We start from the raw sequence: 19,848 nt of genomic DNA, 5'->3' as shown, positions 1-19,848 counted from the left end.
GTGCCAACGTGAGGCTGACGATGCTGGGCGGCGGCGGATTCCGCGTACCGCTCGTGTACGGGGCGCTTCTCGGGGACCGCGGCGAGGGACGCGTGACCGACGTCGTCCTGCACGACCTGGACCCGGCCCGGCTGACGGCGGTGACCCGGGTGCTGGCCGAACAGGCGGCCGGGGTGTCCGACGCGCCGGCGGTGACCGCGACGACCGACCTCGACGAGGCGCTGCGCGGCGCCGACTTCGTGTTCTCCGCGATCCGCGTCGGCGGCCTCCAGGGACGCGCCGACGACGAACGGGTGGCGCTCGCCGAGGGCGTCCTCGGCCAGGAGACGGTCGGCGCGGGCGGCATCGCCTACGGACTGCGGACCGTCCCGGTCGCCGTCGACATCGCCCGCCGCGTGGCCCGGCTGGCACCGGACGCCTGGGTCATCAACTTCACCAACCCGGCGGGCCTGGTCACCGAGGCCATGTCCCGGCACCTCGGCGACCGGGTCATCGGCATCTGCGACTCGCCGGTCGGCCTCGGCCGCCGCGTCGCCCGCGTGCTGGGCGCCGACCCGGACCGCGCCTTCGTCGACTACGTCGGCCTCAACCACCTCGGCTGGCTGCGCGGCCTGCGCGTCGGCGGACGCGACGAACTGCCGCGGCTGCTGGCCGACCCGGCGCTGCTCGGCTCCTTCGAGGAGGGCCGGCTCTTCGGCGCCGAATGGCTGCGCTCCCTCGGCGCGGTCCCCAACGAGTACCTGCACTACTACTACTTCAACCGGGAGACCGTCCGCGCCTACCAGGAGGCCGACCTCACCCGCGGCGCGTTCCTGCGCGACCAGCAGGCCCGCTTCTACGACGAGATGCGCCGCCCCGACGCCCCGGCCCTGGCCACCTGGGACCGCACCCGCGCCGAACGCGAGGCCACCTACATGGCCGAGAACCGCGAGACGGCGGGAGCGGGCGACCGCGAGGCCGAGGACCTGTCCGGCGGCTACGAGAAGGTGGCGCTGGCGCTGATGCGCGCCGTCGCCCGTGACGAACGCGCCACCCTGATCCTCAACGTCCGCAACCGCGGCACGCTCTCCGTCCTCGACCCCGACGCGGTGATCGAGGTCCCCTGCCTGGTCGACGCGAACGGCGCCCACCCGATGGCGGTCGACCCGCTGCCGGACCACGCCACCGGTCTGGTCCGCGCGGTCAAGGGCGTCGAGCGCGACGTGCTGGCCGCGGCCGGGACCGGATCCCGCGCGGCCGCGGTCCGCGCCTTCGCCCTGCACCCCCTCGTCGACTCGGTCGACGTCGCCCGCCGCCTCGTCGACGGCTACCGGGCGGTGCACCCGGGACTGGCCTACCTCAGGTGAGCCCCATGGGGGCGGACGACGCCGGTGCCGCCGCCCTCTCTGCCGCTGCCGCTGCCGCTGCCGGTGCGGGTGCCGGTGCCGGTGCCGGTGCCGCGGCGGCCGGAAGGTCCGCGCGCTGGTGCGGCAAGGTCACCGGGCGCAGCGGACGCGGTCCCGCCACCACCGCGTAGTCCTGACCCAGGAACGGCGGCTCCAGCTCGCCCGGGTCGTCGCCGAGGGCCAGCCGGACCGCCGCCCACGGCACGTTGACGCCGCACAGCGCCAACTGGTGCAGTCCGCCCGCCGGGCGGGTGTTGACGTCCATCAGGACGGGCCGGTCGCCGTACATCCGGAACTGCACGTTGGACAGGTGGTGCAGTCCGAACGTCTCGGCGATCCGCCGTGCCGGTGCCAGCCACTGCTCGTGCAGGGTGAACCCGCGGCGGCGGCCGTTCTTGGTGCGGCCCACGGCCAGCCGGACCCGGTTGTCGGGCCCGGTGAGGCAGTCCACCGACACCTCCGGCTGCTCCAGGCGCGGCATCACCAGCCAGTCCACGGGCTCGTCGGCCGCCCGCAGCGCCTCGACGACCAGGGGCAGCGGCACGGACGGGCTCGGGAAGCCGTTCAGGTGGGCGAGGGAGAAGGGGTCGCGGGTGACCGTCCGGAAGCCCACGCCGCCCGCGCCGGAGGCCGGCTTGAAGCACGCCCGGTGGCCGCCCGCCTCCAGTTCCTCCACCGCGAGGACGAGTTCGTCGGCCGTGCGCACCCGCCACCACGGCGGCACCGGCACGCCGACGGCCCGGACCGCCTCGTAGGCGATCACCTTGTCCCGGAAGACGGCCACCGCCTCGGGCGGCGGCGCCAGCAGCGCCGTACCCACCGCCTCGAAATCGGCGCGGTGGGCCACGATCGCCGACTGGTGCAGGCGCGGCACGAACACGTCGATGCCGCGCCGCGCGCACTGGGCCAGGGCGTACTCGACGTAACCGGCCGGGGAGAGCCCCTCGGGCTCCAGCTCCGCGGTGTCCGCGGCGGCCAGCACCGGGGAGTCCGGGTCGCCGTGCGTGGCATGGATCTCGACGGCCCGGTCGGCGGGGTTTCTCCGCAGCTGATCCATGAAGAAGACGTTCTCCGCGTACGTGCGGTTGAGCCAGACGCGTACGGGAGAAGCCATGCAAGCCGCCTTCCAGGGTTCGCGGGCAGGGCGAAGCGGGCCGTGCCCGGCCAGGGGTTTGGAGGGACACCGAGCCGCTCTGCGCGAAAGGAGAGTCGTGGCGGTGGTGTTGGGGCGATCATAGGGGTACGCGCGGCCCCGAGCGCAACGAGCGTCACACGGATGCCTCGGACCGGCCGGACGGCGCCCTGCAGGGGACTGCCGGGGCGCGGCCGGGTCGCCTTGTGACCCGGGCGGCGATGTGATCTCGTGGCGTCGAACGTGCGTCTGGAAGGGGTGGGGGATGACGACGAGGGCCGGCGCTCCGGGGAAGCTGTGGGCCATCAGCGATCTGCACATCGGATACGAGGAGAACCGGGCCCTGGTCGAGCGGACGCACCCCGAGTCCGACGACGACTGGCTCCTGGTGGCCGGCGACGTGGCGGAGACCGTCGCCGACATCCGCTGGGCCCTCGGCGTCCTCGCGGACCGCTTCCGCCGGGTCGTCTGGGTCCCCGGCAACCACGAACTGTGGACGCACCCCAAGGACGCGGTCGACCTGCGCGGCGTCGCCCGCTACGAGCACCTCGTCGAGATGTGCCGGGAACTGGGCGTGACCACCCCCGAGGACCCGTACCCGGTGTGGGAGGGCGCGGGCGGCCCGGCGGTCGTCGCGCCGCTCTTCCTGCTCTACGACTACTCGTTCCTGCCCGCGGGGTGCGCGACCAAGGCCGAGGGACTGGAGTACGCCCAGGGCACCGGCGTCGTGTGCAGCGACGAGTACCTGCTGCACCCCGACCCCTACCCCAGCCGCGAGGCCTGGTGCCGGGCGCGGGTCGCCGAGACCGAGCGCAGGCTCGCCGGAATCCCCGCGGACCTGCCCACGATCCCCGTCAACCACTACCCGCTGCACCGGCACCCCACCGACGTCCTGTGGTACCCCGAGTTCGCCATGTGGTGCGGCACCTCGCTGACCGCCGACTGGCACCGCAGGTTCCGGGTGGAGACCATGGTCTACGGGCATCTGCACATCCCGCGCACCACCTGGCACGAGGGGGTCCGCTTCGAGGAGGTCTCGGTGGGCTATCCCCGCGAGTGGCGCAAGCGGCCCGGGCCGCCGGGGCAACTGCGCCGCATCCTGCCGTCGACGCAGGCGTCCACGGCGCCGTCGCGCCAGGAGGTGACCCGTTGATCGAGGAACTGCTGCCGGGCACGGTCGTGTCCGTGGAGGCCTTCGGTCAGGACGACGCCGGTCACCTGCCCCTCTACCCGGAGGAGGAGGCGATCGTCGCGCGGGCGGTCGCCAAGCGGCGCCGTGAGTTCACCGTGGTGCGGTCCTGCGCCCGCCGGGCCATGGAGAAGCTCGGCGTGCCGCCGCAGCCCGTGCTGACCGGCGAGCGTGGGGCCCCGCGGTGGCCGGACGGCCTCGCCGGCAGCATGACCCACTGCGACGGCTACTGCGCCGCCGCCCTGGTCCGCCTGACCGACCTGGCCTCCCTCGGCATCGACGCCGAGCCCGACGGGCCGCTCCCGGACGGCGTCCTGGAGACCATCGCCCTGCCCGCCGAGGCGGCCCGGCTGCGACGCCTGGGCGGGGCGCGGCCCGGCGTCCACTGGGACCGGTTGCTGTTCAGCGCCAAGGAGTCGGTCTACAAGGCGTGGTACCCGCTCACCGGGCAGTGGCTGGACTTCACCGAGGCGGACATCGAGATCCGCGTGGACCCGGTCGACCCGCGCCGCGGCACCCTGCACGCCGCCCTTCTGGTGCCGGGACCGACCGTGGACGGCCGGCGCCTGAGCCGCTTCGAGGGCCGCTGGAGCGCCCGGGAGGGCCTGGTCACCACGGCGGTCACGGTCCGGCGCACCTGAACCGCGGCCGGTCCGCCCGCCCGTCAGGTGGGCGGGCACCAGTCCCGCAGCAGCCGGAAGAACGCCTCCTCGTTCCCCGTCAGTCCCGCGGCCCGCAGGGCCTGCTCCGCCTCGGCCAGCACGGAGGGCGGCACGACGGGCGGGCGGGGAGAGGCGCCCGGGCCCGTCGCGGTGTCGAAACCGGCCCGCACGGTGTGCAGGAGGCGCAGGTAGGCCTGGACGGCGGTGCGTTCGCGGTCGGTCAGTACGGCGGTGGTCATCGGTCGGCTCTCCCCACAACGACGTCAGCGGTCACGCGCCCCCGCACGGCGGCGGCACCCTCCCAGCTTGCCGTCCACCACTGACAATCCCGTCCTCACGACTCCGGCCGCTTGACGCTTTCCAGGAGCATGTCCAGCCACTCGGCGACCTTGTCGCGGTGCTGGTCGGTGGGCAGTTGCGCGGCCCGCCAGGCGATGCCGCGCACACCGTGGTCCTGGAGCAGGCGCTCCAGCGGGTCGTCGGCGGGGGCCGCCGCCTCCCGCTCCCGGTCGGCGAGCTGCTGGAGCAGCTCCTGCTCGGTGCGCTGGAGGGCGCCCGCGAGCGCCTCGGGGTCCTCGGCGGTGAGGAAACCGGCGTGCACCCGGAAGAAGCGCTGGATGGCGTCGCAGTGCTCCATGGTGGGGCGCCGGTCGCCGTTGATGAGCGCGCCTGCCTGCTGCCGCGACATCCCGGCGCCGTCGGCTATCTCCTGCTGGGTGTACTTGCGGCCGTTCGGCTTCAGCCGGGTGCGGCGCAGCAGGTCCAGGCGCTGCACGAACCTGGTCTGCACATCGGGCTCGCCCGTGGGCCGGCCCCCGAGCAGGGCCCCGACGACGGACTCGGGGACGCCGGAGGCGGCGGACAGCCGGCCCACGTCGAAGACCTCGGCATGCGGCACGTCGAGCCGCTCCGCGAGGGCGCCGACCCGGGCGACGACGGCGGCCAGCGTGGTGGTCGGCTCGGCGCCCGGACCTTCGAAGCCACCCGTCACCGACAGCTCTCCTACGTCTCTCACAGGCCTCACAGGCTTCTCACAAGCAGTTGCCGTGAACTTCCGGGAGACTAGCCTGCCGCTCGAACTCACATCCAGGCATCGCCACAACTGTGGCCTATTTCAGCCGTCAACAGGCACGAAATGCCACGATAGTTGACACGCCTCGCGCCGGGACGACAGGATGCGGGACGCCGCGAGAAGGCCGCATAGGCAAGAGGGGTGACCTCCCGATGGCATTTCAGGCAGGAGGGCAGCGGTCGGCGCCGCGGCCCGCCCCCGCGACCCCCGAGGCCCAGGCCTATCTCCAGGACTACACCGCCCTCCTGGAGGCCGTCCCCTTCCCGTCTCTCGTCGTCGACCACCGCTGGGACGTGGTGCTGGCCAACGGCGCCTTCCGGACACTCTTCCAAGGCGCCGGACCGCATCCGACGGCCATGCCGGACGACAACTTCCTCCGGTTCGTCCTCTTCCACCCGGACGCCGCCGCGGTCCTCGGCGAGCACGAGTCGAGCTGGTGCCTGCCCATGCTGGCGCACTTCGCCGCGAGCCTGGAGCGGTACGGCCACGACCCGGGACTTCAGGCAGTCCGCCGGGACATCGCCCAGGACCCGATCATGGAGGCGGCCTACCGCCAGGGCCTGCCGCACTGGATCCGTGCCGTCGGAGCACGGGCCGTCGAACACGACGGTGCCGTACGGCCGCTGCACCACCCCGACCCGCGCCGGGGCACCACCGAGTGCCGGGTCGTGGTCGAAACACCGGCCTCGCTCCAGGAGCTGGGCTACACGCGGTTGACGCTGGTCCTGCGGGAGCCCCGCCGCGCCGCCCACCGGTCACCGCGCGCCCGTCACGCCTCCTCGCACCTGAGAGTCGTCCCCGCCGCCGAGTGACGGGTGGTCAGTGCGGCGGCGGGACGGCGGACACCGCGCGCTTCGCCGCCTGGATCTGCTCGTACACGTGGGTGCGCAGCTCCGCGAAGCGGGGAGCCACCCGGGTGTGCACCTGGTCCCGCCCGTCCGGCAGGTCGACCCGGAGCTGCTCCCGTACGACGGTGGGGGAGGCGGACAGCACGATCACCCGTTCGCCCAGGTAGACGGCCTCGTCGATGTCATGGGTGACGAACAGGACCGTGATGCCCCGCTCCCGCCACAGCGCCCGTACCAGGTCCTCGAGGTCGGCGCGGGTCTGCGCGTCGACCGCCGCGAAGGGTTCGTCCATCAGCAGCACCTCGGGTTCGTACGCCAGCGCCCGCGCGATGGCCACCCGCTGCTGCATGCCGCCGGACAACTGCCACGGGTAGGCTCCGGCGGCGTCCGCGAGCCCGACCGAGGCGAGCGCGTCCACGACCAGCGCCTTGCGCCGCCCCTTGGCCAGGTCCTTCTGTTTCAGGGGCAGTTCGACGTTCTCGCCGACCCGCATCCACGGGAACAGGCTGCGCCCGTACTCCTGGAAGACGAACGCCGTCCCGGGCGGCGGACCGGTCACCCTGCGGCCTGCCAGGAACACCTCGCCCGCCGTCGGTTCGAGCAGCCCGCCCACGCACTTCAGCAGCGTCGTCTTGCCGCAGCCCGACGGGCCGACCATGCAGACCAGTTCACCGGCCGCCACGGTGAAGGTCAGATCGCGCACCGCCTCGACGCGCCGCCCCGCACCCTCGTACACCTTCTTCAGGCCACGTACGTCGAGCATGGACCGCCCTTTCACGAGTCACTGGTCACGCGTCACGAATCACGAGTCACGAGGCGCGGGCTTCACCGGGACCGCCGGGCGGCGGCGCGCAGGCCGTGGTACCAGCCGAGCGCCCGCCGCTCGACCAGCTGGAAGAGGACCGACAGCACGAAGCCGAGCAGACCGAGCAGCAGGATGCCGGTCCACATGTCGGGGATCGCGAAGGAACGCTGGAACTGCACGACGGTGAAGCCCAGCCCGTTGCTGGCCGCGAACATCTCGCTGATCACCATCAGGATGATGCCGACGGACAGCGCCTGGCGCAGCCCCGCGAAGATCTGCGGGCTCGCCGAGGGCAGCACCACGTGCCGCAGCCGTGCCGCGCCCGTGATGCCGTAGGACCGGGCGGTCTCGGCCGTCACCGCGTCCACCGCCCGCACGCCCTCGACCGTGTTGAGCAGCACCGGCCAGACACACCCGGTGGCGATGACGGTGATCTTCATCGTGTCGCCGATGCCCGCGAACAGCATGATCACCGGCACCAGCACCGGCGGCGGTACGGCGCGCAGGAATTCCAGCACCGGCTCGCACACCGCCCGCACCCGCCGGTAGGAGCCGATCAGCGTGCCGAGCGCGACACCGGCGACGCCCGCCAGCGCGTAACCGGCGGCGAGCCGCAGCACGCTGGGCAGCACGTCACCGCGCCACCGCTCGCCGGTCCACACCTGCGGGAAGGTCTCGACGACCGTCCGCAGCGGCGGCCAGTACACGTCCTCGCTGCCCGACGAGGTCACCCACCAGACGGCCACGAGGACCGCCGGCAGCGCGAGCACGGACACCAGCCGCAGCAGCAGGCGCCTCACACCGCCACCTCCCCGCGCACCGACTGGTGCCAGGCCAGCGCCCGCCGCTCCACCGACCGTGCGCCGACGTTGATCAGCAGGCCCAGCAGACCGGTGACGACGATCAGCGCGTACATCTCCGGCACGGCCTGCGAGGTCTGCGCCACGGCGATCCGGGCACCAAGGCCCGGCGCCCCGATGACCAACTCGGCGGTGACCGCCAGGATCAGCGCGACGGCCGCCGCCAGCCGCACCCCGGTCATGACGTACGGCAGCGCGGTCGGCCACAGCACGTACCGGACCCGCGCCCAGATGCCCAGGCCGTACGAGCGTGCCGTCTCCTCGGCGACCGGGTCGACGTCCTGGACGCCGTACAGCACCTGGATCAGCACCTGCCAGAAGGCGGCGTACACCACCAGAAGCAGCACCGACCGCAGCTCGGTGCCGTACAGCAGCACCGCCAGCGGGATCAGCGCGACCGACGGGATCGGGCGCAGGAACTCGATCGTGGACGCCGTCGCCGCACGCAGGTACGGCACCACGGACAGCAGCACGCCCACGACGATCCCCGCGCCGACCGCGACGGCCAGGCCCAGCGCCCAGCCGGTGAGGGTGTCGCCGAGCGCGGTCCAGAAGGCGCCGTCCGCGACCTCCGTGCCGAGTGCGTCGGCGATCCGGCTGGTGGGCGGGAAGTAGTCCTCCTCGACCAGGCCGAGCCGCGGCACCGCCTCGCCCAGGACGAGGAAGACCGCGAGCCCGGCCGCACCCAGTGCGGCGTTGGCTCCCCTCACGGCAGCAGCTTGTCCAGGTCCGGCGTCCGCTTGAACAGCCCGTCCGCCTCGCCGAGCTTCGCCAGCTCCTCGATGGCGGCGCGATCGGGCTCGGCCGGCCACTTCGGCAGGGTCACCCGCGCCAGCACGTCCGCCGGGATCTTCGTGTAGGTGGTGACGACCTCGCGGACCTCGTCGGGGTGCGAGTCCGCGTACGCGAGGGACTCGGCGGTGGCCGCCTGGAACTTCTCCACCACCTCCGGGTGCTCCTGCGCGTACTTGGTGGAGGTGAAGTACATGGCGACCGTCAGCTTCGGGGCGACGTCGATCATGGGGGAGGCGATCTCCCGGCCGCCCTGGCTCTTGATCGTGGCCAGCGCCGGTTCCACCACCATCGCCGCGTCGATCCGCCCGGCGTCCAGCGCGGCCGGCATCTGGTCGAAGGCCAGCTCGACCAGCTCCACCTCGTCCGGGTCTCCGCCCGCCTTGCGCACCGAGGCCCGCACCGCCGTCTCGTTGATGTTCTTCAGCGTGTTGATGGCGACCTTCTTGCCCTCCAGCTCCTTCGGCGACTTGAGCGGGCTGTCGCCCTTCACGGTGAGCGCCTCGAAGTCCTTGCCCACCTCACCGGTCGAGGCGATGCCGTTGGCCACGGCCTTCACCGGCACGTTGTTCGACTGGGCGATCATCAGGGACGTCATGTTGCTGAAGCCGAACTGGAACTGGCCGCTGACCACACCCGGCACGATCGCCGCCCCGCCCTGCGCGCTGGAGAACGACAGCTTCAGCCCCTGCTTCTCGAAGAACCCCTTCTTCTGACCGAGGTACAGGGGTGCGACGTCCACGATGGGGATGAGGCCCACCTTCACGTCGGTGGTGCCCCCGGAGGAGCCGGACCCGTCCGACGCCCCGGAGTCGTCGGACGAGCCGCACGCGGTCGCGGCGGCCAGGACGGACACGGCCGTGAGGCCGACGAGCAGACGACGCATGACTCCCCCTGGAGGAACGTGCTCAGTGGGAACGTGCTCAGCGGGAACGTAGGGCCGGGGCGCGGCCCTGGTCAATGCCCGTGCCGAGATGGGCCGTTGAGGTTTCAACCGAGCATGCGCCGCCGTGGAGTCACAGGTCCAGCACGAGCCGTCGGCCCCGGCACCGCGACACACAGATGAGCATCGTCTCGCCGGCGGCCCGCTCCTCCTCGGTGAGCACCGAGTCCCGGTGGTCCGGCTCCCCGTCGACGACCTCCGTCTCACAGGTCCCGCAGGTCCCCTCCGTGCAGGAGTAGAGCACCTCGGCGCCCGCCTCGCGGACCGCGTCCAGGACCGAGACGCCGGGCGGGACGGCGACCGTACGGCCGCTGCGCGCGAGCACCACCTCGAACTCCGTCTCCGCCGCGGCCGGTACGTCGGCCTCCTTCGGACGGAAACGTTCCACGCGCAGGCTCCCGGCCGGGCAGCGCGCCTCGACGGCGTCCAGCAGCCCGCCGGGCCCGCAGCAGTAGACGAGGGTGCCCGGCGGGACGTCGTCGAGCACGGCGGCCAGGTCCAGCCGTCCCGACTCGTCCTCGGGGACGAGCGCCACCCGGTCCCCGTACCGGCGCAGTTCCCCGGTGAACGCCATACCCGAGCGGGTCCGACCGCCGTACAGCAGGCTCCACTCGGCGCCCGACTCCTCGGCGGCGGCCAGCATCGGCAGGATCGGGGTGATGCCGATGCCGCCGGCGACGAAGCGGTAGCGCGGCGCCCGCTCCAGCCGGAAGGTGTTGCGCGGGCCGCGCACCCGGACCTTGTCCCCGGCCCGCAACTCGCCGTGCACGTAGGCCGACCCGCCCCGGCCGTCGCTCTCACGCAGCACCGCGATCCGGTACACCGCCCGGTCGGCCGGGTCGCCGCACAACGAGTACTGCCGCTCCAGGCCCGGGCCGAGGACGACGTCGATGTGGGCGCCGGGCTCCCAGGGCGGCAGCGGTTCGTCCAGCGGGTGGCGCAGGGTGAGGACGAGCACGCCGGCGGCCGCGGTCTCCCGGCGGTCGACGACGAGTTCGGCCTCGTACCGGACTTCGTTCCGGGTCATGAGCCGTGCCCTCCACGGTCGTGCCCCTGCGGGTGGGCGAGCATCCAGTCCCACATCGCGACCGGGTCCTCGGCGCTGTGCTCGGCACCGCAGTGGCAGGTGCCGTGCAGGACGTCGGTGCCGGGCAGCCAGTCGACGCGGTAGACCTCGCCGGTGCGCCCGCTCACCGGGCCACCCGCGGCCCCGGCCCGGCGCCCTCCTCGGCCAGCCGGGCCAGGATGCGGCGGGCGGCCAGACCGCCGGTGTCGATGTTGATGCTCAGTTCCTGGTATCCGGTGCGCTCGCTGCCGAGCGTGCGCTGGAGCAGGTTGAGCGCGTCGACGTCCTGCATGACGACCGTGCGGTTGTTCTTGTACAGGAAGTCCGTGACCTCGGCGTCGTCCGTCGCCCAGTCCCGCGAGACCGCCCAGAAGTCGTACACCTTCCCGTCGCCGGACGGCGTGATGGCGTAGGTGATCTCGGTGTGGAAGCCGTCCGGGTCGCTGCCGTCGGGCGCGGGCACGGTGCCGGTCGGCGCGACCCTGCTGTGCAGCACGTACAGACAGGGCGCGTGGTACTCGATGTCCTGCCAGCGGTCGATGCGCCCGCTGATGCCCGTCGACCTGGCGTAGAACGGCGGGCACTCGGCGTCGTCCATGTGCCGGCTCACCCGGACGATCCCCGCGGCCTCGTCGACCTCGGTGGTGATCGGCGTCTCGGCGACCTCGGGCGTGCCGATGTAACCGCCGTGCAGGTACGTCTCGTGGGACAGGTCGAGGAGGTTGTCGACCAGCAGCCCGTAGTCCGCGTCGATCGGCTCCATACCCCGGACCGTCACCCAGCCCGGCGCGTCCAGGTGCCGGGCGCGCGGCACCGCACCGGGGTCGGCGTGCGCGGGGTCGCCGATCCACACCCACACCAGGGAGTCCTGTTCGGCCACCGGGTAGGAGGCGACGCGGGCGGTGCGCGGGACGCGCTTCTGGCCCGGCACGTACACACAGGTGCCGGTCGTGTCGTAGGTGAACCCGTGGTACCCGCACACGATCCGGTCCCCGTCCAGCCGCGTCGGCGCCTCGGACAGCGGATAGCGGCGGTGCACACAGCGGTCGTGCAGGACGACCGGGCTCCCGTCCTCCTCGGTGCGGTAGAGCACGAGCGGTTCGCCGAGGATCGTGCGCCCCAGCAACTCGCGCCCCACCTCATGACTGTAGGCGGCGACGTACCACTGGTTCCTGGCGAAGGCGGTCATGTGCGGCATGCGCGGCTCCCGTCGTCCTCGACGTCGTGTGGTCACACCATCGCCACGCCGTCCCACCCCGGCAACAGCACTTCCGTCACGCGGAATTCTCCCGCTCCAGGAGTCGCGCCGTCGCGAAGTTACCTGTGCGTTCCGCACCTCGGAGTGGTGACAGCGGCAACTGTCCGGGGCGGTACGACGCGTGACAGCGTCGTCTCCGTCAGCGACCGGTGGGAGGGACAAGGCGTGAACAAGGGCTACGCCGTGTACTGCGACGAGGACCCGTACTTCTACGACGCCCCGCACCGCACGGCCGACCGGACCGGAGGCGCGCGCTCCCGGTACGCCGCCGCGTCCTCGCCCGTACCGGAGGGGTGGCAGCGCCACGAGAGCGGCGACTGGCTCGCGCTGCGCCCGGCCGACGCCGACCTGCCCGCCCAGGGATGGAAGATCCATGTCTCCGCCTGCCTCGACAACGCGGAGTCGGTGCTCGACCGGGTGTGGCGGCACTGCGTCAGCGGCGGTACGGCCTTCAAGTTCGTGCCCAGCCGCTACCTGCTGCACCAGCGCAACGCCAAGTACGCGGACCGGGCCGGCAGCGGCAAGTTCGTCACCGTGTACCCGGCGGACGAGGCGGAGTTCGAACGGCTCGTGGGAGAGCTGTCCGAGCTGCTGGCCGGTGAGCCCGGACCGCACATCCTGAGCGACCTGCGGATCGGCGACGGGCCGGTGCACGTCCGCTACGGCGGCTTCACCCGCCGCGACTGCTACGACGCCGACGGGGAACTGCGGCCGGCCGTGACCGGTCCCGGCGGGGTGCTGGTGCCCGACCTGCGCGGTCCGGTCTTCCGCATCCCGGAGTGGGTCGATCCGCCCGCCTTCCTGCGCCCGCACCTCGACGCCCGCTCCGCGGTCACCGTGACCGGCATGCCCTACACCGTCGAGTCGGCGCTGCACTTCTCCAACGGCGGCGGTGTCTACCTCGCCCGCGACACCCGCACCGGCGCGCGGGTCGTCCTCAAGGAGGCCCGTCCGCACGCCGGGCTGGCGGCCGACGGCGCCGACGCGGTGACCCGGCTGCACCGTGAACGCCGGGCGCTGGAGCGGCTGTCGGGGCTCGACTGCACGCCGGAGGTGCTCGACCACCTCACGGTCGGGGAGCACCACTTCCTCGTCCTGGAGCACCTCGACGGCAAGCCGCTCAACACGTTCTTCGCCCGCCGGCACCCGCTCATCGAGGCCGACCCGGGCGAGCGGAGACTGGCCGAGTACACCGCCTGGGCCCTCGACGTCCACGCGCGGGTGGAACGCGCCGTCGCGGAGGTCCACGCCCGGGGTGTGGTCTTCAACGACCTGCATCTGTTCAACATCATGGTCCGGGAGGACGACAGCGTCGCCCTGCTGGACTTCGAGGCCGCCCACCACGTCGACGAGGCGGGACGGCAGACCGTGGCGAACCCGGGGTTCGTGGCGCCCCCCGACCGGCGTGGGGTGGCGGTGGACCGGTACGCGCTGGCGTGTCTGCGGCTCGCGCTGTTCCTGCCGCTCACCAGCCTGCTGGCCGTCGACCGGCGCAAGGCGGCGCACCTCGCGGAGGTGGTGGCGGAGCAGTTCCCGGTGGACCGCGCCTTCCTGGACGCGGCGGTCGACGAGATCACGCGCATCGACGGGATCACGCGCATCGACCAGGTCACAGCCATCGACAAGAGCACGCGCATCGACGACAGCACGCGCGTCCACGGGGCCCCGGCGGCGCGGCGGCCTGCCGGGCCGGTGGCGCCGGTCCGGCCGGACGACTGGCCGCGCAGCCGGGAATCCATGGCGGCGGCGATCCGCGCCTCCGCGACGCCCTCCCGCACGGACCGCCTCTTCCCCGGTGACATCGCGCAGTTCGCCACGGCGGGCGGCGGGCTGTCCTTCGCCCACGGTGCGGCCGGGGTGCTGTACGCCCTGGCCGAGAGCGGGGCCGGACGGGACGAGGCCGGCGAGCAGTGGCTGCTGGAACGGACCAAGCGGCCCCCGTCGGGCATGCCGCTCGGTTTCCACGACGGGCTCGCCGGACTCGCCTGGACCCTGGAGCGCCTCGGCCACCGCGACCGCGCCCTCGACCTCACCGAACTCCTCCTCGACCAGCCCTTCGACCACCTGGGCCCGGACCTGCACGGCGGCACCGCCGGTCTCGGCCTGGCCCTGGACTCGCTGGCCGCCACCACCGGTCAGGCCGCGCTCCACTCGGCGGCGCTGCACTGCGCCGAACTGACCGCCGACGGACTGACCGCCGACGGACTGACCGCCGACGGCCTGCCGGCCGACCGCGTGAGCCGCGGACGCGCCCGGGCTGGGCTGCTGTACGGCGGCGCGGGACGGGCACTGCTCTTCCTCCGGCTCTTCGAACGCACCCGGGACTCCGCCCTCCTCGACCTCGCCCGCGACGCCCTGCGCCAGGATCTCGCCCGCTGCGTCCGCGGCGCGGGCGGCGCGTTGCAGGTCGACGAGGGCTGGCGCACCATGCCCTACCTGGGCGCCGGCAGCGTGGGCATCGGCATGGTGCTGGACGACTACCTGGCGCACCGGGCGGACGAGGAGTTCGCACGGGCCGGGAACGAGATCGTGGCCGCGGCCCAGGCGATGTTCTACGCCCAGCCCGGGCTCTACCGGGGCGTGGCCGGAATGGTCCTGCACCTGGGCCGCACCACGGCCACGGCGCCCGGTACGGGGCCGCGGGCCGTGCGGCGCCAACTGGACGCCCTGTCCTGGCACGCCATGTCCTACCGCGACCGGCTCGCCTTCCCCGGCGAGCAGATGATGCGCCTGTCCATGGACCTCTCCACCGGAACGGCCGGATGCCTGCTGGCCGTCGCCTCCGTCCTCGGCGACACGCCCGCCGCACTGCCGTTCCTCCCGCCGCCGCGCCGAAGCGGCGGCGGCCCCTCGACTCGGCCCCACCAGGAGCCGTGAGAAAAGCACACCCCTCGCCGAACGAAAGGAATACGTCATGAACCTGTTCGACCTGCAGTCGATGGAGACCCCCAAGGAAGAGGCCATGGGGGACGTCGAGACCGGCAGCCGCGCGAGCCTCCTGCTCTGCGGCGACAGCAGCCTGAGCATCACCACCTGTAACTGACGCAGGAGTTGACGGCCACGGCGACGTGGTGAGCCATGTCGCCGGGCGCGGGCGCCCCGGGTTCCGGCCCGGGGCGCCGACGCCTGCCCGCGCACGACGTACGGAGGTCTTCGCCGGTGCGAACGAGCAGTCCCGTGACGCGGCAGGCGCCGGGGCGGGCGCTGGAAGCCCTGGTCCTGCTGTGCTCGGTCGCGGCGGCCGTGGCTGCGGTGGCCCAGCCCCTGGCCCTCGGCCGCACACTGGATCTGCTCCTGCGCGACGGCGACGCCGGATGGTGGCTCCCGCTGAGCGCCGGGCTGCTCCTGGGCGAACTGCTGCTGGACAGCGCGACCTCCCTGTTCACCGGCCGCTGCAACGCCACCTGGACGGCGTCCGTCCGCACCCGCGCCCTGCGCGGACTGCTGCGCACCGCACCCGACCGGGCGCGGCCGTATCCACCGGGTGACATCGGGACCCGCCTGACCCTCAACGCCGCGGACGCGGGCGGCGCTCCGGCGGCCCGCGCGGCGCTGGCCGCCGCACTGATCACCCCGCTGGGCGCCCTCGTGGCGCTGGCGCTCGTCGACGTGTGGGTGGCGCTCTGCGTGCTGACCGGTCTGCCCGCCCTGGCCCTGCTGCTGCGTTCCTTCGCCCGCGACACCGGCGCCACGGTCGCCGCCTACCAGCGCACCCAGTCCGTGATCGCCTCTCGGCTGCTCGAAGCCCTGGACGGCGCGGACACGATCGGCGCCGCGGGAACCGGCGAACGGGAGCGGGCCCGAGTCCTGGCCCCGCTGGCGGAACTGGCCGCCCAGGGCCGGCACATGTGGGCGCTGCACGGACGGGCGCTCGGCCTAAGCGGTGTCCTGGTCCCGCTGCTGACGCTGGCCGCCACCGCCGTCGGCGGGCTGCGGCTGGCGGGCGGCGAACTGAGCGTGGGGGACCTGCTCGCCGTCGGCCGGTACGCGCAGCTCACGGCCGGTGTCGGCGCGGCGGCGTCCCTGCTCGGGGCGATCGTCCGGGCCCGCGAGGCACGCCGCAGGACCGGGGAGCTGGAACGGATGCCCGCGACGGCGTACGGCACACGGCGGCTGCCTGTGGACGGTCCGGGAGAGCTGCGACTGTGCGGGGTGCGCGTGCTGCGCGGCGGCAGGGAGGTGCTGCGCGCCGACCACGTGCGGGTGCCGGGTGGCAGCACGGTCGCGGTGGTCGGCCGCAGCGGGGCGGGGAAGTCCCTCCTGGCGGCCGTGGCGGGACGCCTGATCGACCCCGACGAGGGACACGTACTGCTGGACGGCGTCCGGCTCGACCGCTTGACGCACGAGGCGCTGCGCACCGAGGTGGCGTACGCCTTCGAACGCCCCGTACTGGGGGAGGGCACGGTCGCGGAGGCGGTCGCGACCGGGGCACGGCGGTCGTCGCCCGAGCGGGTACGCCAGGCTGCCCGCGCGGCGGGCGCCGACGGCTTCGTACGCCGCTTGCCGCACGGTTACGACACCCCGCTGCCGCAGGCGCCCCTCTCGGGCGGGGAACACCAGCGGCTCGGACTGGCCCGGGCCTTCGCGCACGCCGGGCGGCTGCTGGTGCTGGACGACGCCACGTCCAGTCTGGACACCGCCACGGAGCACGAGGTGGACCTGGCGCTGCGTCGCTCGGTGCGGCCGGGGACCCGGCTCGTGGTCGCGCACCGCCCGTCCGTCGCGGCCCGGGCCGACCTGGTGCTCTGGCTGGAGGAGGGCGAGGTGCGCGCCGTCGGGACCCATCGCGAGCTGTGGCACACGGCGGGGTACCGGGAGGTCTTCGGCGTCGATGCCGGCGCCGACGCCAGTGCCGGTGCCAGTGCCGGTGCCGGTGCCGGCGGCAGTGGCCCGGGGGCCGTACGCCGTCCCGAGCCCGAAGAGGCGCGCCCGTGACGTCCGCCGGGGCCGGGGCGCTGCGCCGCCTCGCGCCGCCGGCCCGCCGCTTCCTCGCCCACCGCAAGGGCGTGCTGGTACGGCTCGCGCTCTGGTCGCTGGCCGAGTCGGGGCAGGCCTTCCTGGTGGGCCACGCGGTCGCACGCTCCGTCGACGAGGGGTTCCTCGCCGGTGATCCGCGCCGGGGGCTGCTGTGGCTCGGGGTCGCGCTGGTCGCCGTACTGTGCGGCGCCCGGGTCGTGCGGGGCGTGTTCGCGCAGCTCGCCGGGGTGACGGAGCCGCTGCGCGACGGTCTGGTGCGGCGTGCGGTGGACCGGTCCATGGCCCGGGCGGCGCCGGGCGGACCCGGCGGGACGGACCGCGCGGCCGTCTCGCGGCTCACGAACCAGGTCGAGATCGCCCGGGACAGCTTCGCCGGTCTCGTCCTCACCCTGCGGTCCTTCGTCTTCACCGCCGCCGGCGCGCTGCTCGGCCTGCTGTCCCTGCACCCGGCCCTGCTCGTGGTGGTCCTGCCCCCGCTGGCGGCCGGGCTGGGGCTGTTCCTGGTCACGCTGCGGCCCATGGCGGCCGCCCAGCGCCGTGCCCTGGCGGCCGACGAGGCGTTGGGCGACCACGCGGCTAGCGCACGTACGGCGTTGCGGGACCTCGCCGCCTGCGGGACCAGGCCCGGGGCGGAGCGGCGCGGCGCGGACCTGGTCGCCGACGCCGCCGCGGCGGCCCGGAGCCTGGCCGGATGGGCGGCGGTGCGCACGGCGGCGCTCGGCGTCGCGGGCCATCTGCCCGTGCTCGCACTGCTGGTGGCGGTGGAGTGGCTGCGCGGGCGCGGGGTGAGCGTGGGCGCGCTGCTGGGCGCGTTCACCTACCTCGTCCAGTCCCTGCTGCCCGCCCTGCACACCCTGATGACCGCGCTCGGCGCGGCCGGGTCCCGGCTGCTGGTCGTCCTCGACCGGATCCTCGGCCCGGAGCCGGACGCGGACGCGGAGCCGGAGCCGGACGCGGAGCCGGAGCCGGACCCAGTCCCGAGCACCACCAGCGCACCGAGGGCGGCGGCCTTCGCGGCGGGCACCGCCGCGGACCCGGCGGTGGAACTGCGCGCCGTCACCCTGTCCTACGGCGTCCGCGCCGAGCCCGTGCTCGACGCGCTCGACCTGCGCGTCGCACCGGGTGAACACCTCGCCGTCGTCGGACCGAGCGGCATCGGCAAGTCGACCCTCACCCGCCTCGTCGCGGGAACGCTCGCGCCGAGCCGCGGCGAGGTACGCGTGGCCGGCCGCGTGGTGACGGGACGCCCCGCCGCCGAACTCGCCACTCTCCGCGTGCTGGTCCCGCAGAACGCCTACGTGTTCTCCGGCACCGTCGGCGACAACCTCGCGTACCTGAGGACGGACGCGCGCCGGGCCGAACTCGACGCGGCGGTCGAGACGTTCGGTCTGGCGCCCCTGGTCGAGCGGCTCGGTGGGCTGGACGGCACGGTGCACCCCGCCGAACTCTCGCCGGGGGAGCGGCAACTGGTCGCGCTGGTCCGCGCGTACCTGTCGCCCGCCCCCCTGCTGCTGCTCGACGAGGCCACCTGCCATCTCGACCCGGCCTCCGAGGCCCGCGCCGAGGAGGCCCTCGCCGGGCGGCCCGGGACCCTGGTCGTGGTGGCGCACCGGCTGTCCTCGGCGGTCCGTGCCGACCGGACACTGGTGCTGGACGGCGTACGGGCGCAGTGCGGAACGCACGCCGAACTGCTGGACCGTTCGTCCCTCTACCGGGACCTGACGGGGCACTGGCACTCATGACGCGTCAGGTCCAGCCGGCGCTCTGGACGATGCGGATCGCGTCGACCCGGTTGCGGGCGCCCACCTTCCGGACCGCCGTGGCCATGTAGTTGCGGACCGTTCCCCGGGACAGGTGCAGACGCGCCGCGATCTCGGCGATCGGCGCCCCCTGGGAAGCCAGGGCCAGCACGCCCAGTTCCCTCGTGGTCAGCGGCATCTCCGCGCCCTTCAGCAGGGCCACGGTGAGCGTCTCGTCCAGGAAGCGTTCGCCCTGGGCGACCGTGTGCACGGCCGTGATCAGCCGGTGGGCCGGGGCGTTCTTGTCGACCAGCCCGAGGGCGCCCCCGTCGAACGCCCGGCGCAGCACTCCCGGCCGCTTGGCGGTCGTCAGGACGACGAGCCGGTCCCCGTACCGGGCCCGCAGGCGTCCGGCGCCCGCGTCTTCGGGCCCCGTCAGGCACTCTCCGTCCACGACGCAGACGTCGGCAGGCAACGCCGCACTCTGCTCCGGACCGTCGGCGTCGAGGCAGTGCGAGGACACGTCCAGCGTGTCGTCGGATCTGAGCAGTTGCACCAGTGCCGACCGCAGCAGTGTCTCGTCGTGCACCACGGCGATACGAACCATCTCCCCCACCCCTTGTCAGCGGCGGCCCCGTTCGGGCCGCCGGGCTCCGCGCGCCCCCGCGCCATCGGGCCATGTGCCCCCATCCGGGACGGCGGAACACGACGCGTACGCACGTGCGAACAGCATCGGAGGCAATTCGCCGTCGTCAGAGCCTTGTCGGGGGACGGCCGAGACGGGTGCGGCAGCGAAGAAGGGCGGATAACACACCAATCCGCGGACGGCTCCGGTCCCGGCGGGAACCGACGAGAGCCGGCCGTCTCCACGCCGCGGTCCCTGGCGTCCTGGCCAGGGCGGGTGCCGCTGCCCGGGGCCGGCCACGCCCGCTGCCGGGGCCCGACCGGCCCGCGGTCCGGGCGCTGCCGGGCCCGGCCGAAAACCGCCGCTGTCCAATCTGGCGCGAAAAGCACCGCGCGGTCGGCTCCCGTGGCTGTCGGTGGGTGCCCCTAGTCTTTGGCCAACGCCACAGCGGAGCGTGCCGATTCAGGGGGTCCGTGTGCTGTGCCGTGTGTTCCT

19 protein-coding genes are annotated in these 19,848 nt (G+C 73.8%); 8 read left to right on the top strand and 11 right to left on the bottom strand.

All coding sequences use genetic code 11. The annotated features are described in order from the left end of the window. The first annotated feature begins 8 nt into the window (after positions 1-8). Complete coding sequence (locus ACFYZ3_RS13545) at positions 9-1,346, top strand: 6-phospho-beta-glucosidase (protein ID WP_388516226.1); 1,338 nt, start codon at positions 9-11, stop codon at positions 1,344-1,346. Here the strand turns inward: ACFYZ3_RS13545 and ACFYZ3_RS13540 are convergent. Continuing rightward, positions 1,339-2,499, bottom strand: a complete 1,161-nt coding sequence (locus ACFYZ3_RS13540; protein WP_388516224.1) for an ATP-grasp domain-containing protein — start codon at positions 2,497-2,499, stop codon at positions 1,339-1,341. The two genes, ACFYZ3_RS13545 and ACFYZ3_RS13540, sit on opposite strands and share 8 nt — an antisense overlap. Before the next feature lie 283 nt (positions 2,500-2,782). Between ACFYZ3_RS13540 and ACFYZ3_RS13535 the strand changes: the two genes are divergently transcribed. Both ACFYZ3_RS13535 and ACFYZ3_RS13530 read left to right on the top strand, forming a co-directional pair. Beyond that, on the top strand, positions 2,783-3,670 hold the full coding sequence (locus ACFYZ3_RS13535; RefSeq protein WP_388516222.1) for a metallophosphoesterase family protein: 888 nt from the start codon (positions 2,783-2,785) through the stop codon (positions 3,668-3,670). Beyond that, complete coding sequence (locus tag ACFYZ3_RS13530; protein ID WP_388516220.1) at positions 3,667-4,347, top strand: 4'-phosphopantetheinyl transferase; 681 nt, start codon at positions 3,667-3,669, stop codon at positions 4,345-4,347. The genes ACFYZ3_RS13535 and ACFYZ3_RS13530 overlap by 4 nt, the downstream gene beginning before the upstream one ends. Before the next feature lie 23 nt (positions 4,348-4,370). Here ACFYZ3_RS13530 and ACFYZ3_RS13525 read toward each other — a convergent pair whose 3' ends face one another. Then, a complete protein-coding gene (locus ACFYZ3_RS13525; protein WP_388516218.1) occupies positions 4,371-4,607 on the bottom strand; it encodes a hypothetical protein in 237 nt (78 codons plus the stop codon). A gap of 95 nt (positions 4,608-4,702) precedes the next feature. Beyond that, positions 4,703-5,359: a helix-turn-helix domain-containing protein gene (locus ACFYZ3_RS13520; protein WP_388516853.1), complete on the bottom strand. Its 657-nt coding sequence runs from the start codon at positions 5,357-5,359 to the stop codon at positions 4,703-4,705. A gap of 233 nt (positions 5,360-5,592) precedes the next feature. On the opposite strand from ACFYZ3_RS13520, the gene ACFYZ3_RS13515 reads away from it, so the two are divergent. Continuing rightward, on the top strand, positions 5,593-6,252 hold the full coding sequence (locus ACFYZ3_RS13515) for a hypothetical protein (RefSeq protein WP_388516216.1): 660 nt from the start codon (positions 5,593-5,595) through the stop codon (positions 6,250-6,252). Between the two features lie 7 nt (positions 6,253-6,259). Here the strand turns inward: ACFYZ3_RS13515 and ACFYZ3_RS13510 are convergent, their stop codons facing one another. The 7 genes from ACFYZ3_RS13510 to ACFYZ3_RS13480 all read right to left on the bottom strand — a co-directional run bounded on the left by ACFYZ3_RS13510 (position 6,260) and on the right by ACFYZ3_RS13480 (position 11,952). Then, the gene (locus ACFYZ3_RS13510; protein WP_388516214.1) at positions 6,260-7,051 is read right to left on the bottom strand and encodes an ABC transporter ATP-binding protein; all 792 of its coding nucleotides are present in this window, start codon (positions 7,049-7,051) and stop codon (positions 6,260-6,262) included. A gap of 62 nt (positions 7,052-7,113) precedes the next feature. Further along, positions 7,114-7,893, bottom strand: a complete 780-nt coding sequence (locus ACFYZ3_RS13505; protein WP_388516212.1) for an ABC transporter permease — start codon at positions 7,891-7,893, stop codon at positions 7,114-7,116. Then, positions 7,890-8,663 (bottom strand): ABC transporter permease, encoded by a 774-nt coding sequence (locus tag ACFYZ3_RS13500; RefSeq protein ID WP_388516210.1) that lies wholly within the window; start codon positions 8,661-8,663, stop codon positions 7,890-7,892. Before ACFYZ3_RS13500 ends, ACFYZ3_RS13505 begins: the two co-directional genes overlap by 4 nt. Further along, positions 8,660-9,631, bottom strand: coding sequence for an ABC transporter substrate-binding protein (locus tag ACFYZ3_RS13495; protein WP_388516208.1), 972 nt, complete (start codon positions 9,629-9,631; stop codon positions 8,660-8,662). Before ACFYZ3_RS13495 ends, ACFYZ3_RS13500 begins: the two co-directional genes overlap by 4 nt. A 130-nt stretch (positions 9,632-9,761) precedes the next feature. Beyond that, on the bottom strand, positions 9,762-10,715 hold the full coding sequence (locus ACFYZ3_RS13490; RefSeq protein WP_388516206.1) for a PDR/VanB family oxidoreductase: 954 nt from the start codon (positions 10,713-10,715) through the stop codon (positions 9,762-9,764). Next, positions 10,712-10,882, bottom strand: a complete 171-nt coding sequence (locus tag ACFYZ3_RS13485) for a hypothetical protein (RefSeq protein ID WP_388516204.1) — start codon at positions 10,880-10,882, stop codon at positions 10,712-10,714. Before ACFYZ3_RS13485 ends, ACFYZ3_RS13490 begins: the two co-directional genes overlap by 4 nt. Further along, positions 10,879-11,952 carry a Rieske 2Fe-2S domain-containing protein gene (locus tag ACFYZ3_RS13480; RefSeq protein WP_388516202.1) on the bottom strand — a complete coding sequence of 358 codons (1,074 nt, stop codon included), beginning with the start codon at positions 11,950-11,952 and terminating at the stop codon, positions 10,879-10,881. The genes ACFYZ3_RS13485 and ACFYZ3_RS13480 overlap by 4 nt, the downstream gene beginning before the upstream one ends. Positions 11,953-12,177: 225 nt before the next feature. Between ACFYZ3_RS13480 and lanKC the strand changes: the two genes are divergently transcribed. The 4 genes from lanKC to ACFYZ3_RS13460 are packed head-to-tail and all read left to right on the top strand — an operon-like array spanning position 12,178 to position 18,731. Further along, entirely contained in the window at positions 12,178-14,889 is a 2,712-nt protein-coding gene (gene lanKC / locus ACFYZ3_RS13475) for a class III lanthionine synthetase LanKC (protein ID WP_388516850.1), read from the top strand. A gap of 37 nt (positions 14,890-14,926) precedes the next feature. After that, positions 14,927-15,055: a SapB/AmfS family lanthipeptide gene (locus ACFYZ3_RS13470; RefSeq protein ID WP_003972313.1), complete on the top strand. Its 129-nt coding sequence runs from the start codon at positions 14,927-14,929 to the stop codon at positions 15,053-15,055. A 35-nt stretch (positions 15,056-15,090) separates the two neighbouring features. After that, the gene (locus ACFYZ3_RS13465; protein ID WP_388516200.1) at positions 15,091-16,947 is read left to right on the top strand and encodes an ABC transporter ATP-binding protein; all 1,857 of its coding nucleotides are present in this window, start codon (positions 15,091-15,093) and stop codon (positions 16,945-16,947) included. After that, the gene (locus ACFYZ3_RS13460) at positions 16,944-18,731 is read left to right on the top strand and encodes an ATP-binding cassette domain-containing protein (protein ID WP_388516198.1); all 1,788 of its coding nucleotides are present in this window, start codon (positions 16,944-16,946) and stop codon (positions 18,729-18,731) included. Before ACFYZ3_RS13465 ends, ACFYZ3_RS13460 begins: the two co-directional genes overlap by 4 nt. Positions 18,732-18,735: 4 nt before the next feature. Here ACFYZ3_RS13460 and ramR read toward each other — a convergent pair whose 3' ends face one another. Next, positions 18,736-19,344, bottom strand: coding sequence for a two-component system response regulator RamR (gene ramR / locus ACFYZ3_RS13455; protein ID WP_388516196.1), 609 nt, complete (start codon positions 19,342-19,344; stop codon positions 18,736-18,738). Positions 19,345-19,848: the final 504 nt, after the last annotated feature.

The organism is Streptomyces sp. NPDC001599, from assembly GCF_042893535.1.
Taxonomy (GTDB): Bacteria; Actinomycetota; Actinomycetes; order Streptomycetales; family Streptomycetaceae; genus Streptomyces.
Note: the sequence above shows the minus strand (reverse complement) of the source record. Positions and strands in the feature narration are given on the sequence as shown.

Coding starts and splice junctions, on each gene's coding strand:
- ACFYZ3_RS13510 (WP_388516214.1), bottom strand. CDS start 7,051: ATGCTCGACGTACGTGGCCTGAAGAAGGTGTACGAGGGTGCGGGGCGG.
- ACFYZ3_RS13470 (WP_003972313.1), top strand. CDS start 14,927: ATGAACCTGTTCGACCTGCAGTCGATGGAGACCCCCAAGGAAGAGGCC.
- ACFYZ3_RS13515 (WP_388516216.1), top strand. CDS start 5,593: ATGGCATTTCAGGCAGGAGGGCAGCGGTCGGCGCCGCGGCCCGCCCCC.
- ACFYZ3_RS13480 (WP_388516202.1), bottom strand. CDS start 11,952: ATGCCGCACATGACCGCCTTCGCCAGGAACCAGTGGTACGTCGCCGCC.
- ACFYZ3_RS13465 (WP_388516200.1), top strand. CDS start 15,091: ATGTCGCCGGGCGCGGGCGCCCCGGGTTCCGGCCCGGGGCGCCGACGC.
- ACFYZ3_RS13495 (WP_388516208.1), bottom strand. CDS start 9,631: ATGCGTCGTCTGCTCGTCGGCCTCACGGCCGTGTCCGTCCTGGCCGCC.
- ACFYZ3_RS13535 (WP_388516222.1), top strand. CDS start 2,783: ATGACGACGAGGGCCGGCGCTCCGGGGAAGCTGTGGGCCATCAGCGAT.
- ACFYZ3_RS13540 (WP_388516224.1), bottom strand. CDS start 2,499: ATGGCTTCTCCCGTACGCGTCTGGCTCAACCGCACGTACGCGGAGAAC.
- ACFYZ3_RS13490 (WP_388516206.1), bottom strand. CDS start 10,715: ATGACCCGGAACGAAGTCCGGTACGAGGCCGAACTCGTCGTCGACCGC.
- ACFYZ3_RS13525 (WP_388516218.1), bottom strand. CDS start 4,607: ATGACCACCGCCGTACTGACCGACCGCGAACGCACCGCCGTCCAGGCC.